We start from the raw sequence: 16429 nt of genomic DNA on the forward strand, positions 1-16429 counted from the left end.
AATCCTAAAATTATTGTAAGTAACTTAAGTGTCACTTATTGTACCTATTGGTGCCTGACACCAATAAGAAAATAAGTGACAAATAAGTGACACCCCCGTGGTGCCTGACACCAATAAGTGACATTATTTAATTATTATTAAATATGAGTTCGTTATTTTCTGACCGGACATCTACCGGGTCTCCTACAGAAAGAGTTTCTTTGGCATCACCAATAAATCGGGCGGTGACATTTAAGCCGCCGGCAAGTGTAATAACACCGACCGTACAGGGAACTTCTTTCTCCCACCCTTCTGGAGGAACGTGAATAATGGTGTAGCTATAAAGTGTACCCGTACCCTTTATCAATGTTTCCTTAATCTCGCCGGTACCACAGTGGCGGCAGGCTGATGCCGGTGCAAGCTGCAGTTTTTTACACTTGGGACATTGCAGTACATTTAAAAGTTTCATCATTCTCCCCCCGCTTTATATATCATTGGTTAAAATGGTAACGGTGCAGGTAGCTCCTGTCCCGCCTAGGTTATGGGCTAAACCTACCGAGGCATTGCGGACCTGGTTTACCGCTTTTCCCTGCAGCTGACGCACAATTTCGTAGACCTGGGCCAATCCCGTGGCCCCTACCGGATGTCCTCTGGATATTAATCCGCCGCTGGGGTTTATGGGAATATCACCGTCCACCGCGGTGGTTCCGGCTTTTACGGCTTCAGCCCCTTCACCTTTTTCAAAGAAACCTAGATCTTCACTATCAACCACTTCAGCAATGGAAAAACAGTCATGAAGCTCTACCACATCCACATCTTTGGCTGTGATGCCTGCTTGAGTGTAAGCCAGCGCCGCTGCCTGGGTGGTTGCTTCAAAGGTCAAAAGGGAGCTTACATCTGAAATGCGTGGCGCCCCTGAAGTCTGAACAGATGCCAATACTTTAATGGGTTGCCCGGAAAGCTTCTTAGCCATATCCACAGAACACACTACCGCAGCTGCCGCACCGTCCGAGATAGGACAGCAGTCCATCAGGCGCAGCGGCTCTGCCACCGGATAAGAGCCCCTTACCTGCTCAGCTGATACTTCCTTACGCAGATAACATACAGGATTTTTAACGGCATTTTTTCTGCTTTTAACAACTACCTGTGCAACTGCCTCCATATCACTTTGGTACTCCGCCTGATAACGCTGTGCTACCAGGCCAAAAAATCCGGGAAAAGTAAGGCCGCTACGCCCGTCTAACTGCTGATCCAACGCCCCGGCCAGTGCCCCGGTAACTTTCCCTGTGGGCGAAGCAGTCATCTTCTCCGCCCCCACCGCCATGGCAACTTCGGCCTGGCCGGAAGCTACGGTCAGTATCGCCTGGCGCAGGGCTATACCACCTGATGCACAGGCACCTTCCACCTTTGTCACCGGAATACCCCTCAGTCCCAGACTCCTCGCGGTTAGTGCCGCTAAAAGGGCCTGCCCGGTGAGCACTTCGCCCACAAAGTTTCCTAAAAATAGCGCTTCTATCTGGTTTTTCTCTATTTTGCAATCGTTTATCGCCGCTTCAGCAGCTTGGACGCCCATGTCCACAATGCTGTCAGACAGCTTGCCAAAATTAGTCATCCCCACGCCGATAATAGCTACTTCTCTCAACTTAATCATCCCTCCCCGACAAAATTATTGTCACCAACCTCTTTGGTTTTTTTCTTGGCATTAGTCAAGTAGACACCGGCTGCTACCAGCGTCCCGCCAATAAGCTGATCAAAAGTCAAATGTTGGTCTAAAAAGATAAAGGCCAAAATAGCCGCAAAAACGGGAATTAAATTCATAAATATGCCGGCACGACCCGGCCCAATCTGTTTGATACCTTGATTCCAACAAAGGTAAGCCAGCACAGAACTAAATATAGCAATATACAGGATACCTAAGACACTGCCAAGACTAAATTGAAGCTGTGAATTTGTGGAGTAATCCACCGCCACCGGAGGAAACATTAAAAATATAGATAAAATTCCACTTAAGGCCGTTGCCTCTAAAGCACTTAATTCTTTAGTCACTTTTTTGGTAGCAATAGAGTAAATTCCCCAGATAAAGATGTTCACCAGCATCAGTACGTCCCCGATATTCAAGCGGAAACTTCGCAGCAGCTCCCATGAGCCGTTGCTGACAACCCAAATAACGCCGAGAAAAGAGATACCCATTCCCAAGACCTGCTGCCCGTTTACTTTCTCCTTTAACAGCAGAAAACCGAGTAAAGTCAAAACCATTGGGTTAGCTCCGTTAACGATGGAAGCATTGACGGGGTTAGTAAATCTGAGCGCTAAATAAACCAGGGTGCTGTAGAGGAATATGCCGGTAAAGGCCATTATCAATAGCTGCCGCCAATGTGAAACGATTTTGTTCCACCACTGATAATTATTTAGTTTGCTATAAGTAAGCGGTATTAGGATTATCGTAGCAATAATCCAGCGCATATAGACCAGCTGTACCGGCGAAAAACGGGTGGTAAGGACACTGCCCACCACAAAATTACCGGCCCAAAACATATTTGCCAATACTAAGAGGCCGTAGGCCTGTGCATTATCAGTAACCCTCATTGGTAACACTCCTAGTTCTTCGGACAACTTGGTAGTAAATCCCTCAAACGGTATCAATTATTACTAATATTTTCTGCCTTAAAAAAACTTGGCTCGCGCCAGGCAACGTGCCGGCGAAAGCCTTGGTTAAAACATGTTAATAGAAAAGTTAAACTGTCTAATTATTTAGAAATTAATTTGCCGGGGATGACCCCGGCAGAATTGTTCCTTAGAATATCATATAAACAGCACTGATTATAATACCTGTCCAGATTAGGGTCACGGCGCAGTAGCCCATGATGTCACGGATACTTAACCCGGCAATACCAAGTAAGGGGATAGCCCAGAAGGGTTGGATCATATTGGTCCAGGCATCGCCCCAGGCTACTGTCTGGACAACTTTAGCCACGTCGACCCCGAGCTGCTGAGCTGCAGGTACCATAATGGGTCCTTGGACCGCCCACTGACCGCCGCCGGAAGGTACAAACAAGTTCACTAGACCGGCTGATAAGAAACCGAAAACAGGTAAGGTGTGAACATTGGCAATCGATACGAGCCATCCGGTCATGGTGGCTGCCAGTCCCGAACCGACCATCATACCCATAATACCTGCATAAAGTGGGTATTGAATGATGATGTTGGCAACGTTTTTACCCGCTGCCACAGCCATATCCACATACTCCTTGGGTGATTTTACAAATAAAATTCCTAGGGCAAAGAAGGCTAAGTTAATCACATTTAAGTTCAGTGCAGTTAAACCACCGTTTTGAGTAAAGTAATATACCAGGTAAACAATCATCATTAATCCCAAGACAAAGGATCCTATTCTGCTGTTTTCTAATGCTTGGGCCGGAGTGCTTTCCCCTATAGCCGTGGTTTCGGTAACGACCTCAGCAGCGGCTGCTTCCTCGGGATTGAACTCCATGATATCGTTCGGATCTTTCGGCATCATCATTTTAAACAAGAATGGCAGGGTTACTACAATTAAAATGAGTGCTACTAAGTTGGGCAGGGCAAACATTGTCTCGGTGACGGGGATAATCCCCATGGTTTCTTCAAGAAAATGCCCCGGAGTAGCAACTGCCAGCGATGCGGATGCGGATAAACCTGCATGCCAGACTACAAAACCGGAGTAAGCAGCAGCCACCAATAACGGGTAGTGAACGCCCTTAACGTTCTTGGCTAATTCTCTGGCAATCAGCGCGCCGACAATCAGGCCAAAACCCCAGGAAAGCCAAGACGCAATAGAAGCAATTAATGCTGCTGCCATAATGGCACCTGAGGGTGTGGTTACTCTACTGGCAGCGCCTTTCAATATCTTCTGTACCGGAGCCGTATGTGCCAAGATAAAACCGGTAACCAAGGTCAAGGAAACCTGCATGGAGAAGGTTAATAGGTTCCATAGTCCTCCTCCCCAGTGATTTAACATCTGCATGGGTGTCTGATGATTGATAATAATTCCTAGAATAAAAGTAAGCACAGTCAATCCAATTGCAAATACAAATGCATCGGGTAAATACTTTCGTACTATCTTTGTAAAAAACGCTCCTAATGATGCTAACATATTTTCGCCTCCTAATTTAAGGTTCAAAATCCTACAATGCTTTTCACCGTAATGGACCATCACAAATTATCCTCTGAATGAAATTTAGATGAATTTAGATAACCTTTAGTGGATAATTCGAGACAACGAACAGCTCCACCTCCTTATCTTTTTAAATTTTAAAAATTTTTAGTTAATTCATATTTTATTAAAATTGCAACATATATGCCAAGCTTGGGTTATGTGGTAAAAAAAATTAAAACCCGCATAAAGACAAGGTTTACGCGGGTTGTTTCTCACAATATATTTTTTATAAAAATTGTTGCCGATGCTCATGAACATCACCCGCGATGTTCCCCGGCAACGCTTAGTCATTATTTTTCTTTCTTACCACGGTGGATTGGTTAATACCCAATGCACTGGCCGCTTTTCTGGTGCTGCCGTATTCCTTTAGCGCTCGGTCAATAAGGATTTTTTCCACCATTTGAATGGCATCTCTTAAAGGCATTATTTTAGCAATACTGATCGGCCCCTCATCAGTATGTCCACCGCTGCGCAGCAAAGCGGGCAAACTGTCGTAGAAAATCTTATCCTCGTTAGACGTAACTACCATTCTTTCTACAATGTTTTCCAACTCACGGACATTACCGGGCCACTCGTAAGTTATCAGTTGGTCTAATACTTCCGGTGACATTGTCTTATTCAGTGAGTACTTGGCATTAAACTTTTTCAGGAAATGAAAGGTGAGGGGTATGATGTCCTCTTTGCGTTCACGCAGTGCCGGTACCTCGATGGGCACTACATTCAGCCGATAGTACAAATCTTCCCTGAATTCTTTTTCAGCCACCAGTTTTTCCAGTTGGGCATTGGTGGCGGCAATAATTCTTACGTCAATCTTTCGCGGCCTGATGCCTCCTACTCGGGTAATTTCTCCTTCTTGAAGTACCCTTAAAAGTTTAACCTGTAAGCTAAGGGGCAGATCACCAATCTCATCGAGAAAAATACTTCCTTTGTGAGCTTCTTCAAACAACCCTGCTTTGCCACCTTTTCTAGCGCCGGTAAAGGCACCTTCTTCATAGCCGAAAAGTTCGGATTCCAATAAATGCTCCGGAATAGCACCACAGTTTATGGTGATAAAGGCATTATCCTTACGCTTACTGCTTGAATGAATTATCCGGGCTATCAATTCCTTGCCAACACCTGACTCGCCCAGTATTAATATGGTGGAATCAACTTTAGCGATTTTTAACGAAAGCTGTACAATATTCTGCATTTTTTCGCTGGAGAAAATTATTTGTTTTTGTTCTCCCAACTGTTCCCGCAGCTGCTTGAGTTCATGATAGTACTTATTACTCAATTCTTTGGTGCGCTCCAACTCTGTCCTTAAGTTGTTGAGCTCTGTCAGATCCCGCCCGGTGGATACTACTTTAATGATATTATTGTTATCATCAAATACCGGCGTTCCAGTGAGAAACATCTCTCTGCCGGTCTTTAACTTTTGGAGAATTGTCACCGGTTTTTTTTGCTGCAGTACCAGTAAGCTTGATGACTGGGATACGATCCCTTCCTCCTCAAGTTCAGCCATATTCTTGCCCAGGATGGTATCTCGATCAAGTCCGGAAATTCTTTCGTACGACTTACTGATTTTCTCTAGCTTGCCCTGGGCATCTGACACCACAATGGCATCATGACAGGAGTCAATAATGGCATCAAGCTGCTTGTTTAGAGTCTGAGTATGCTCCAGTTCTTGGGATATAGTTTCCAATGCGGAAATATCCTGAAATACTCCCACAGCGCCCATAATCCGGTCTTCTTCGTAGATGGGACTTCGGTTTGACACTACTTTATAACCGTTTATATTCATCTTTGTCCCGAAGACGGGTTGTTCGGTCTTAATTACTTCGGGCAGGCCGGTTTCCGGCACCACCTGTTCAATATCCGCATCAATCGCGTCAGCAATACTCCAGCCGGTAAATTGCGCGGCGGCTTTATTCATGAGGATAATACGGTTTTGATTGTCAATGGCTATAATTCCGTTATACGTGGAATCTATGATAGTCTGCAGCCGTGCCAACATGGCCTGGGCCTTTTTTCTAAATACCAGCATCAAGTCGGTCCTGGAAATGATACCGACTAGGTTGGCGTTTTCCCCGGTGACCGCTAGCTGGCCGGTATTAATATTGAGAAGCTCTTTAATCGAGGTTTCTTCTCTAACGGCGGTAAAATCAGTGGTCATCAGGCTTTTCACTTGCGTGTTTATATCTTTTTTTTCAGCCACAAGTTTGCATAAAACATTTTTGGTAAAAAAGCCCTTGAGCTTGTACTCTTCATCAACTACGGGGATGCTTTCCATTTCTGAATGCGTGGAGAAAAGCTCAGCGGCTTCATACACACCGGTACCCATTTTAATGCTGACAAAATCTTTAGTCATGATGTCTGATGCTTTTTCCCACACAGTAATTCCTCCTTGTAAAGGTATATTCACACTATTCGACAAAATTTAGAATATTCCTTTGATTTTCCTAATTAAGAAAATATGCAGGCGTGTTTTACACCTGCATATTTTCTAATATTAGACCATTCTCTATTAGCAAATTAACCAATAAAAGATTATCCGTGCCTAGTGCCTTGATTAGTTTTAATTGGTTTGTACCGGTTAATTTTATGCTCAGGCCCACCGCTTTACGTATTATATTGCTAAACGCAGCTTTATCAGCCGGAGCCCTATCCACCTGCACGTCGGCATAAAGCAATCTCTGGGTTGAACCTTCGAAAATACTGTTAAGCTGGATTGCATAGCTGTTATCACTGTATTCTGTTTTTACCAGCAATCGATTTGCACCGACCTCTTCAACGGTTATATTCTTGGTACATTTATAAGCCATCGGGCTCTCCCCTCAGTAATTGTTTGATAGTTCCTGCACCTGAAACCACCAATTTTTCACGACGGGCATCTACCTTTCAATCAGGGTTGCTATTCCCTGTCCGCCGCCGATGCAGGCTGTCGCTAGGCCGTACTTAGATTCTTTCTCTATCATCTGGTAGATCAATTTAATAAGAAGAATGACACCGGTAGCTCCTAAAGGATGCCCCATAGCAATGGCCCCGCCCTGGATGTTGACTTTGTCCCGGTCAAGTTTCAGGGCTTTTTCACATGCCAGATACTGGGCGGCAAAGGCTTCGTTTAACTCAATTAAATCAATGTCCTTAAGCGTAAGCCCGGTCCTTGCCAGCACTTTTTGTGTGGCGGGCACCGGACCAAATCCCATGTACAGGGGATCAACCCCGGCGGTGGCGTAGCCCTTGATGCTAGCCAGTGGTTTCAGCCCTAATTCCTTGGCCCTTTCCTCAGTCATAAGGATCATGGCTGCCGCGGCATCGTTAATACCGGATGCATTGCCCGCTGTAACGGTGCCGTCTTTTTTGAAAACCGTCTTCAGCTTTGCCAATCCCTCAAGGCTGGCTTCCTTTCGCGGATGTTCATCGGTATCAAATCGAATGGTTTCTCCCTTACGTGCCGGGATTTCCACGGGCACTATCTGCTCTGTAAATTCTCCACTTTCGATGGCCGCCACAGCTCTTTGCTGACTGAGCAGGGCGAATTCATCCTGTTCTTCGCGAGAAATATCATATTTTTCCGCCAGGTTTTCGGCGGTCACACCCATGTGCACCAGATAATTAGAGTCGGTCAAGGCTGCTATCACACCATCCCTGCTTTTTGCATCTCCCATCCTGTAGCCCCAACGGGCCTGCTCCAAGAGGTATGGGGCGTTACTCATACTTTCCATCCCCGCGGCAAGGACAGCATCCGCTGCACCGGAAACTATGGCCTCATAGGCGGAATTTATCGCCTGCAGGCCGGACCCGCAAAGACGGTTAAGGGTATAGGCAGGTACTTCCACAGGTACGCCTGCTTTCAGTGCGGCAGTTCTGGCGGGGTTCGAGGCATCACCGATGGATTGTATGACGTTACCCATAATAACCTGGTCAAGCTCACCGCCGTCAATACCAGCTCTGCTAATGCTTTCTTTGATTACTAAGGCAGCCAGATCTGAGGGCGCCACAGCTTTAAGAGATTTGCCGTAAGAACCGATTGCGGTTCTTACACCGCTGACAATAACTACATTCTTCATTTTGAGTAACCTCCTTATTTGGCCAGCCAACCGCCGTCCACGTACAGAATGTGGCCGGTGATAAAGCTGGATGCTTCTGATGATAGGAATACCGCCGGGCCCACTAGGTCTGAAAGTTCCCCGGTACGTCCCATCGGTGTGCTGCCCAAAATCTCCTTCAGTCTTTCCTCGTCTGAAAGCCAGCCCTGGGTCATAGGAGTTTTGATATATGCCGGGGCAATGGCATTAACGTTGACGTTGAAAGGAGCCAGTTCTACAGCCATCACCCGGGTCAATTGATTAATGCCGCCCTTACTCGATGCATATGCCGCCTGGTTCGCCATCGCTACACCGCCGAAGATGGAAGAAATGTTGATGATTTTTCCGCTCTTTTGTTCCATCATTACTCTGGCTACCGCCTGGCCCACCAGGAATATGCCTTTTAAGTTAGTGGCAATCACTTTGTCATACTCTTCTTCCTCGTATTCCACCAGCGGCTTTCTGATGTTCATGCCGGCGTTGTTAATCAAGATGTCAATTTTCCCGAACTCTTTCAACGTGGTATCTACCATGTTTTTAATATCTGCTTTTTTGGTCACATCGCATTTGAGCGCTATGGCCTTTCCACCAAATTCCTTAATACTTTCCGCTGCAGCAGCGGCCTCATCAATGTTTCGGCTGACGATCACGAGGTCAGCCCCGTAATAGGCCAAACCCTGAGCCATGCCAAAACCAATACCTTTACTGCTCCCGGTGACGACGGCTACTTTACCTTTTACGTCCATACTGGGAAAATTCATTTCTAAAAACCTCCTCGTAAAATATCTCTCAGTACATTAGACCATCAACAATCATGATTTCCAATTAGAATCAACCTAATTTAGAATCAACCTAACAAGAACTTCATTAGAATAGTTTTCTCTGCCTGGCAGCAGCCTTGAGCTCAGAACGGAAATTTGGATGAGCTACCTTGATAAGCTCTTCAGCCCGCTGTCTGTTAGTCCTCACTCTCAAGTCGGCAACACCGTATTCGGTAACCACAAATTGCACGTCATACCTGGATGTGGTCACTGCGGCGCCTTCGTCCAGTAGGTTAACTATCCGGGAATATTTACCCCCGCCCGCAGTGGAGGGCATAGCGATGATAGCTTTGCCGCCCCTGGAACGAGAGGTTCCCCGGACAAAGTCCACCTGACCGCCCACGGCACTGTATTGTTTATAGCCGATGGTATCGGCACAAACCTGCCCCAGCATATCTACCTGAATGGCCGAGTTAATAGAAATCATCTTATCGTGTTTACCAATCACGTAAGGGTCATTGGTATAGTCCACAGTATAAAACTCCACGCCGGGGTTATCATCTACAAAATCATAGAGTTTACTAGTCCCCATTACAAAGGAACAGATAATTTTCCCTTGGTGTAAATTCTTCGCTTTTCCATTGATTATCCCTTTTTCTACCAAATCGATTACCCCGTCGGAGAACATTTCAGTATGAATACCTAAATCCTTTTTATCGTGAAGAAAATTGAGCACTGCGTCGGGGATAGCACCGATGCCTAACTGCAGCGTCGAGCCGTCTTCTATTAGGCGGGCTACATTTTCACCAATAGCCTGTTCCACTTCACCAATAGTTGGTATCGGAATTTCAATCAAATCCCGCGTGCTTTCCACAAAATAATCAATGTCCTTTACGTGGATAAAGGAATCACCGAATGTCTTGGGCATTTTTTCATTAACCTGGGCGATTACCACGTCAGCAACTTCCGCTACATGTTTGGTGTAATCAACTGAAATACCTAAGGAACAGTACCCCCATTTGTTGGGCGGTGATACTTGAATGAGAGCAATATCAGGGGGAACATGCTCCCGATATGCCCTGGGCAGCTCATGAAAAAAACATGAAGTATAGTCTGCCCGGCCGTCATGAATGGCCTTTCGCGTAGCCGCACCGGCAAAAAAGGCGTTGTGCCTAAAATTTTCTTCGAAACCTTCTTGGGCATATTCCCCCGGACCAATAGCAGCCATATGGGATACGGCCACATTTCTTAAGTCTTTTCTTTCCACCATAGCTTCTATTAAGGTTCTTGGTTCACCACAGGCATGCTGCAGTACCACATGGTCACCGGATTTGATCTGTTTTACGGCGTCTTTTGCTGCAAGCAGCCTGCTCTGATATGTTTCTTTCCAATTTAACAATTTCTTCCCCCCCAATCCCTCTGCTGGATATTCTTAACAACTTCCGGATGAACTTGACACCTGCAGGCGGTGCTGGTCTATTAACCGTCTTCCCTGATCTACTTCCTGCTAACGTAATAGCAGCTAACGCTATTCTTTGATGCCGGCCAAGTTTTTCGCTAACTCGGTTTTATGCTTGAGATTACCTTGTCTGAGAAGCATTACTCTCTGAGCCTGAGGTGAACCGGCACCATGCATGCTTTCCACCAGAGCGGTACCGCCGGTCATATTCTCAATCAAACGGCCGATGCGAATTCTATTCTCAGTGGAAACACCGTCTCTTGCTTTAAAATATTTCTCTACATACTTGCCAATCTCGGGATGCTTCAGGTCTTGTTCGGAAGGTATAGTCGCGATATAGCCGCCGGCAACGTCATGAGATAATCTACAAATTTCATAAATAAACCGGGTTACATTTTGCTTGACCACGTTGGCCAATAAGGGATCAACAAAATAAGAACCTGAAGAAGTAGGCCTTCCTTCTGACGAACAGGCAATGGAGCCGCCATAAAGGGTTTCAGCGAGATGAATCATCTCGATCACTTTATCCTTCACGTGAGAAGCCTTGGCCACACCATTATAGTCCGCTGCTAAAGCGGTAGCACCGATAATTATATCGCTCACCCCGGTTTTACAACCGCCGTAATTCTGCCGGTGATAGGAGGCAAACCGTTCTACCAGCATGCCGGCAAACTGGCTTTCGCCGCACATAAATACTTTCTCCCAGGGAACAAAGACATCTTCTAATACTGTCAATGCTTCGCCGCCGACAATGCCATATTTTGCGTTACCGCAGTCAATGTCACCTTCTAGCCGCCGCATATCATTCGACTGCCGGCCGAAAATATGCTTAACACCTTCAGCATCTACAGGTATGGCACAGGCCACAGCATAGTCTTTATCTTCTTCACTTAACGCCACAGTGGGCATGATCAACATTTCATGGGAGTTTATAATGCCGGTCTGATGCGCCTTTGCACCGCGGATAATGATTCCCTTATCATTCTTTTCAACCACGCGCACATACATATCAGGATCTGACTGTTGGCTTGGCTTTTTGCTTCTATCTCCTTTGGGATCTGTCATAGATCCGGCTGACATTAAATCGTTTTCCTGTAAATATTTTAGATGTTCTTTAAATCTTTCATGGTAATTGGTGCCCAGTGCTTCATCCATTTCATAGGTTGTAGAGTACATGGCATTTAGACCGTCAAATCCTACACACCGCTGAAAACAAGTACCGGTACGCTGGGCAATCATCCTTAACATCTTTACCTTTTTCACCAGGTCTTCAGCACTTTGGTGGATATGGGTGAAGCGACTTATTTTCTCACCTGTCAAATGCGAAGTCGCGGTTACTAAGTCCTCAAATTGAGGATCATGGGCCATTTCATAAGTCACGGCTGCAGCATTGATATGTGGCTTAAGCAATGCGTGTTCTGTGAAATCTTCGATTCTTTCCCCAAAAGCCCATATTTCCGTATTTAACTTTTTTAAGCTTTCTACATAATCTTTACCTGTTTTTAGAGCCATTTTATAACTTCCCCCTTTATTTATTTACATCTTACCTAAGTTATTAGCAAGATATATACCAGCATTGAAAAAGCCCGTTATTATAGGGAAAGCAGCAAGAAAGCAGCCGCGAATTCCTGCAGCTGCTTTCTAATGGCGATGCACAGTATAATCTTTTTATTGATACTTTTGTCGCTAGCGATGCCCGGTAGCATCAGATTTTAAATAAGTGACACCTTTGCACAGTGGTGTCAGGCACCGCTTAGGTGTCACTTATTATCACTAGGGTGTCAGGCACCGCCTAGGTAAATAAGTGACACCACTGGTATTATTCTTTCGGCGGTTTTGGCGGTGACACCAGCGCCTTTCCTTCGGCTACGGTCTGTTGGTTTTGGTTAGTCCAGAGACACTGGAAAGTTGCCCGGTTTTTTTCTTCGTCTTTTTCAACCAGTTTAACACTGGCGGTAACTGTATCCCCGAAAAATACCGGTGCACGATAGCGGGTCTGAAGCTCCACCAAAACAGTACCCAAGCCCGGTAACTCCATCCCTAAAACCGGCGCCACCATTCCGGTAATTAAGGGACCATGAACTATTGGCTGTTTGAAAAAGGTTTTCGCCACATACTCCCTATTCACGTGCATCGGATTTAAATCACCTGTAATGCCGGCAAACAGATAGACGTCGCTTTCGCTGATAGTCTTTGAGAAACTGGCCTCGTCGCCTAGCTGCAGTTCGTAAACGGATTTTGCCATGTTTATCCCCCTCAGATTTGATGTTTTGTATATTTTACCACCTGTTGAACCTGAATACAATGCACCTTATTGAAAGTCAAGCCCTTGCTGTCAGGCACTACACCTTTAATACCAGCGAATGGGAAACATCATCAAAGGTGCCCCCCCCACTGTCGCACGCTGCCCAATGACGCGGAGTAAGAAATATCCCCCGGGTCTTGCACTACGCCTTTTAAGATAAGGACGGAGCAGTCATCACTGCTATCAATTCAACCGAGGTGCGTTTTGGCGATTCGATGTAAAAAACTAACACCCCCTGGCATTAGGCGTTGGGGGCGTTGGTTTTTCGCCTTGCAGTTCTATATGATTTCTCGGTACGCATTGCCAAACTAACCAGAAAACCTGCTACACATAATCCGGCCAGGAAGACAAATGAATGGCTGAAGCCGGGCACGGAAGTTGTCATTGTTTTAAGCGCTTCGGGTGAGGGGACTCTGCTGTAGACGATGACACTGGTGATGCTGACGCCTACCGCGCCGCCGATATACTGCACCATGCTGTACAACCCGGCAGTCATCCCGTATTCACCGTTTTCCGATACAGATACAGCAGCATTTAATGTAGGTGACGCGGTGAACCCAAGTCCGACACCATTGATGAAAAGCGTTATTAACATAAAGATGAAACCGCTGACAGGGCTAAGCCAGCTTAACATCAGAAATGACAGCCCCCGCAACAGCATACCGAACCCGATGGGCGGGAAGAAGCCCAGTCGGTCAGAAATCCAGCCCCCGAAGGGTCCCACCACCGCAGCTGCAAAAGCCACCGGCGCTAATACCAAGGCCACCTCACTGGGTCTAAAACCACGCACTAGCTGCAAAAAGATGGGCATGACAAAGATTGTGCCGATCACTGTAAAATTATTGATAAATCCAGCGACCATGGCTGCAGAAAAATGTTTCTCGCGGAACAGGTGTAAACTCACCATAGGCGAATCTACATTTTTTTCCACCAGATAAAAGATATAAAGCAAGAGTATTCCGCTGACATCCATCGCTATCACGAAAGGATTAAACCAGCCCCAGTCGGGGCCCATCGTCAGCGCCAGCAGCAGCAGACTGATACCACTGATTAAGGTAACCGCTCCGCTAAAATCAAAACTGCGGCTGCTAGAAAGGTGAGTTTTTTCTTTTACCTTAAAAATAGCACCCGCAAAATTAGCTAATGCCAAAAACAAAACCACCAGAAAAACCGTATGCCAAGAGATTACCTCTAAAAGAAATCCTGCAAATACTGGCCCTGCCACTGCCCCGGCCATGATAAAGGAAGACCACCAGCCGAGGACACTGCCTCGCCGCTGTTCGGGCGTAGTTTCTAATAGTAAAATTAAACCGTTAGTGTAGACAAAGGCCGCCCCTATCCCCTGCATCAGCCGGCCTGCCAATACCATCCAAAATGCAGAATCTACCACACACAATCCAGCACCAATGCTTAGCACCAACATGCCGATAAGAAAAAACCTTTTTGCCCCGAATACATCGCCAATCTTGCCGGCAAAAGGCATCAAGACGGCATATGGAAGCGAGTAAGCATTATTTACCCAAGAGAGCCAGTTAATTTGAACACTATACTCCGTCATGATATCGGGCAGCATGATTTTTATGGAGGTATTGGCCCAAACGGTGATGAACATCCCTAGAAATAAAAAAATTACAGACGAGATGTCGATTTGCTTGACCTTTGCTTCCATTAAACGAGGTTTCCTCCCCAAAATCGATGTAACGCAAATAATATGCAAGTATTGTTCCAAAGCAGTATTATGAGATTTAAGGCGTTTAATGGTACCTTGCAAGATAATTCTATTGCAGAACTGCAACGGCGATGCAAATTTGCAAATGAAAGGCCACCCTTGCCTGCTTACTAGCTATAAAAGCCGCCGCCTGTTTTTTTGCCCAATTCGCCGGCCCGAACCTTTTTACGCAGTAACGGTGCAGGGCGATATTTGTCTTCACCGAATTCCTGATGCAGGGTTTCCATCACTGCCAGACAGACATCTAAACCTATCATATCTGCCAGTGCCAAAGGCCCAATGGGATGGTTAGCCCCAAGTTTCATCGCTTCATCAATTTCAGCCGCTGTGGAAACGCCTTCGCTCAGCATAAACACTGCTTCATTAATCAATGGTACCAACAGCCGGTTAACCACAAATCCCGGTGCTTCATTAACTGTCACTGCCTTTTTGTTGATGCTATCCACAAAAGCGGTGACGGCTTGATAGGTTCCCTCAGAGGTCTTAGCCCCTTTGATGACTTCCACCAGCTGCATTACCGGCACAGGATTAAAGAAGTGCATACCGATAACTCTTGCGGCATTTTTAGTGGCCGCGGCCAACTGACTGATGCTTAGAGCAGAGGTATTAGAAGCTAGGATACAGCTGTCCGGCACGATACCGTCAAGCTCGCCGAACACCTTGCTTTTGATGGACATATTCTCTACAATCGCTTCAATAACCAGGTCTGCATCAGCTGCATCTTGTAATTCCGTACTTCCTTTAATTCTCCCCGTAATTTCATCTTTTTGCTCGGGGGTGAGTTTACCCTTTTTTACTGCTCTGGCCAGGTTTTTATCAATTCTACCTAAACCGCCGTCTACAAATTCCTGAGAAATATCCCTAAGGACAACCTCATTTCCAGCAGCAGCAACCACTTGGGCGATACCGGAACCCATTGTACCAGCCCCTAAAACCATTACTTTTTTCATTATAGACACCTACCTTTTAGTATTATAATAATTCCCTAAGCCTGCCGTTACAGCAGTGTATAGCAACAGCGTATAGGGAAAAGTTCAACACCTATATCATTTCCTTTTAATTGGTTGATGCTTCCAGACCTTCCTCTTTGTTTATCACCTATTTGCGGGCTGCCAGCTTCTAGGGAATATAAGAATTTGCTTGCAGTGGGGCAAGCTCTTTGACCCTTTTGCTGCTAATTCCCGAGGTGGTCATTTGCCCGTTTGTAACACGCCAGCAAGTTATTTTTCTCACTACAGGTTAGTCTCCCAGCCTGTTGGTCAATTGCTGCTTGAGGTCTTGATATGAAAGTTTGGTTCTATTGAGGGTATGTCCTGCCACACTAATTACGGGCACATCTTTAATTTCTGGTCTAGTGGCACAGTCCGTTTCGCAGCCCCCTAAAATGATTAAACAGGAGATATTGGAATAATCACCGGTAATAAACCGATAACAGGGAAACTTTTCTTTTAAGAAATTAAATAAATCCATTGAGTCTAATTCCGGATTACAATTTCCGCAGAATTTTACCCCAATTGCCTTACTCATCCGAAAACCCCCTATGCATCTCCACATGTATATAGATAAGCAAATTATGTACCAATGGTGGAAATGCCTTGGCAACAAGAAAAAGCCGTTTTTGGCAAGCGGCTCTCGATGCACTTTCGCATCACAATAACTTGACAAAATGGTGTCAGGCACCTTTTTGTCAAGTTATTGGAACTCTGTGACTCTGACTTTTGAAATTGGTTCTGTGACTGTGTTACTCTATAACTCTGCTTTGATTCTGTGACTCTAATTTATGAAACTTTGTTTTGTGAGTCTGACTTTGTTCAACTGGCTCTTTGACAATGACTTTGATTGTGAAGCTGGCTCTGTGGCTATGTGATAGTCTATGACTCCATTGGATTTATTCATACTTTGGTTTCGTCTCATTTTCCAGCCTTACTCGGGTTTTT

Annotated in this window: 14 protein-coding genes; all 14 read right to left on the bottom strand. The window is 45.7% G+C overall.

The window, feature by feature from the left end; translation table 11 throughout:
- Positions 1-127 precede the first annotated feature (127 nt).
- The 14 genes from MFMK1_RS13635 to MFMK1_RS13700 all read right to left on the bottom strand — a co-directional run bounded on the left by MFMK1_RS13635 (position 128) and on the right by MFMK1_RS13700 (position 16019).
- Entirely contained in the window at positions 128-448 is a 321-nt protein-coding gene (locus tag MFMK1_RS13635) for a Zn-ribbon domain-containing OB-fold protein (RefSeq protein WP_366922242.1), read from the bottom strand.
- A gap of 15 nt (positions 449-463) precedes the next feature.
- Entirely contained in the window at positions 464-1630 is a 1167-nt protein-coding gene (locus tag MFMK1_RS13640) for a thiolase domain-containing protein (RefSeq protein WP_366922243.1), read from the bottom strand.
- Complete coding sequence (locus MFMK1_RS13645) at positions 1627-2565, bottom strand: DMT family transporter (protein ID WP_366922244.1); 939 nt, start codon at positions 2563-2565, stop codon at positions 1627-1629. The genes MFMK1_RS13640 and MFMK1_RS13645 overlap by 4 nt, the downstream gene beginning before the upstream one ends.
- Before the next feature lie 208 nt (positions 2566-2773).
- Positions 2774-4108 (bottom strand): short-chain fatty acid transporter, encoded by a 1335-nt coding sequence (locus MFMK1_RS13650; RefSeq protein WP_366922245.1) that lies wholly within the window; start codon positions 4106-4108, stop codon positions 2774-2776.
- Positions 4109-4454: 346 nt separating this feature from the next.
- Positions 4455-6542 (bottom strand): sigma 54-interacting transcriptional regulator, encoded by a 2088-nt coding sequence (locus tag MFMK1_RS13655; protein WP_366922246.1) that lies wholly within the window; start codon positions 6540-6542, stop codon positions 4455-4457.
- Positions 6543-6636: 94 nt separating this feature from the next.
- Positions 6637-6972 carry a hypothetical protein gene (locus tag MFMK1_RS13660; RefSeq protein ID WP_366922247.1) on the bottom strand — a complete coding sequence of 112 codons (336 nt, stop codon included), beginning with the start codon at positions 6970-6972 and terminating at the stop codon, positions 6637-6639.
- Positions 6973-7041: 69 nt separating this feature from the next.
- The gene (locus MFMK1_RS13665; RefSeq protein WP_366922248.1) at positions 7042-8220 is read right to left on the bottom strand and encodes a thiolase family protein; all 1179 of its coding nucleotides are present in this window, start codon (positions 8218-8220) and stop codon (positions 7042-7044) included.
- 14 nt (positions 8221-8234) lie between these two features.
- Entirely contained in the window at positions 8235-8999 is a 765-nt protein-coding gene (locus MFMK1_RS13670) for an SDR family NAD(P)-dependent oxidoreductase (protein WP_366922249.1), read from the bottom strand.
- A gap of 106 nt (positions 9000-9105) precedes the next feature.
- Positions 9106-10398 carry an acetyl-CoA hydrolase/transferase family protein gene (locus MFMK1_RS13675; protein WP_366922250.1) on the bottom strand — a complete coding sequence of 431 codons (1293 nt, stop codon included), beginning with the start codon at positions 10396-10398 and terminating at the stop codon, positions 9106-9108.
- A 129-nt stretch (positions 10399-10527) separates the two neighbouring features.
- A complete protein-coding gene (locus tag MFMK1_RS13680) occupies positions 10528-11970 on the bottom strand; it encodes a 4-hydroxyphenylacetate 3-hydroxylase family protein (protein ID WP_366922251.1) in 1443 nt (480 codons plus the stop codon).
- Between the two features lie 307 nt (positions 11971-12277).
- Positions 12278-12703, bottom strand: a complete 426-nt coding sequence (locus MFMK1_RS13685) for a MaoC family dehydratase (protein ID WP_366922252.1) — start codon at positions 12701-12703, stop codon at positions 12278-12280.
- A gap of 301 nt (positions 12704-13004) precedes the next feature.
- Positions 13005-14432, bottom strand: a complete 1428-nt coding sequence (locus MFMK1_RS13690; protein WP_366922253.1) for an MFS transporter — start codon at positions 14430-14432, stop codon at positions 13005-13007.
- A 170-nt stretch (positions 14433-14602) separates the two neighbouring features.
- Positions 14603-15442 (bottom strand): 3-hydroxybutyryl-CoA dehydrogenase, encoded by an 840-nt coding sequence (locus tag MFMK1_RS13695; protein WP_366922254.1) that lies wholly within the window; start codon positions 15440-15442, stop codon positions 14603-14605.
- A 289-nt stretch (positions 15443-15731) separates the two neighbouring features.
- Positions 15732-16019 (bottom strand): hypothetical protein, encoded by a 288-nt coding sequence (locus MFMK1_RS13700; protein ID WP_366922255.1) that lies wholly within the window; start codon positions 16017-16019, stop codon positions 15732-15734.
- Positions 16020-16429: the final 410 nt, after the last annotated feature.

The organism is Metallumcola ferriviriculae, from assembly GCF_035573695.1.
Classification (GTDB): Bacteria; Bacillota; JADQBR01; order JADQBR01; family JADQBR01; genus Metallumcola; species Metallumcola ferriviriculae.

What these genes read in the sequence shown, in the direction of transcription:
- MFMK1_RS13635 (WP_366922242.1), bottom strand. Translation starts at nt 448, where the DNA reads ATGAAACTTTTAAATGTACTGCAATGTCCCAAGTGTAAAAAACTGCAG.
- MFMK1_RS13640 (WP_366922243.1), bottom strand. Translation starts at nt 1,630, where the DNA reads ATGATTAAGTTGAGAGAAGTAGCTATTATCGGCGTGGGGATGACTAAT.
- MFMK1_RS13645 (WP_366922244.1), bottom strand. Translation starts at nt 2,565, where the DNA reads ATGAGGGTTACTGATAATGCACAGGCCTACGGCCTCTTAGTATTGGCA.
- MFMK1_RS13650 (WP_366922245.1), bottom strand. Translation starts at nt 4,108, where the DNA reads ATGTTAGCATCATTAGGAGCGTTTTTTACAAAGATAGTACGAAAGTAT.
- MFMK1_RS13660 (WP_366922247.1), bottom strand. Translation starts at nt 6,972, where the DNA reads ATGGCTTATAAATGTACCAAGAATATAACCGTTGAAGAGGTCGGTGCA.
- MFMK1_RS13665 (WP_366922248.1), bottom strand. Translation starts at nt 8,220, where the DNA reads ATGAAGAATGTAGTTATTGTCAGCGGTGTAAGAACCGCAATCGGTTCT.
- MFMK1_RS13670 (WP_366922249.1), bottom strand. Translation starts at nt 8,999, where the DNA reads ATGAATTTTCCCAGTATGGACGTAAAAGGTAAAGTAGCCGTCGTCACC.
- MFMK1_RS13680 (WP_366922251.1), bottom strand. Translation starts at nt 11,970, where the DNA reads ATGGCTCTAAAAACAGGTAAAGATTATGTAGAAAGCTTAAAAAAGTTA.
- MFMK1_RS13685 (WP_366922252.1), bottom strand. Translation starts at nt 12,703, where the DNA reads ATGGCAAAATCCGTTTACGAACTGCAGCTAGGCGACGAGGCCAGTTTC.
- MFMK1_RS13690 (WP_366922253.1), bottom strand. Translation starts at nt 14,432, where the DNA reads ATGGAAGCAAAGGTCAAGCAAATCGACATCTCGTCTGTAATTTTTTTA.
- MFMK1_RS13695 (WP_366922254.1), bottom strand. Translation starts at nt 15,442, where the DNA reads ATGAAAAAAGTAATGGTTTTAGGGGCTGGTACAATGGGTTCCGGTATC.
- MFMK1_RS13700 (WP_366922255.1), bottom strand. Translation starts at nt 16,019, where the DNA reads ATGAGTAAGGCAATTGGGGTAAAATTCTGCGGAAATTGTAATCCGGAA.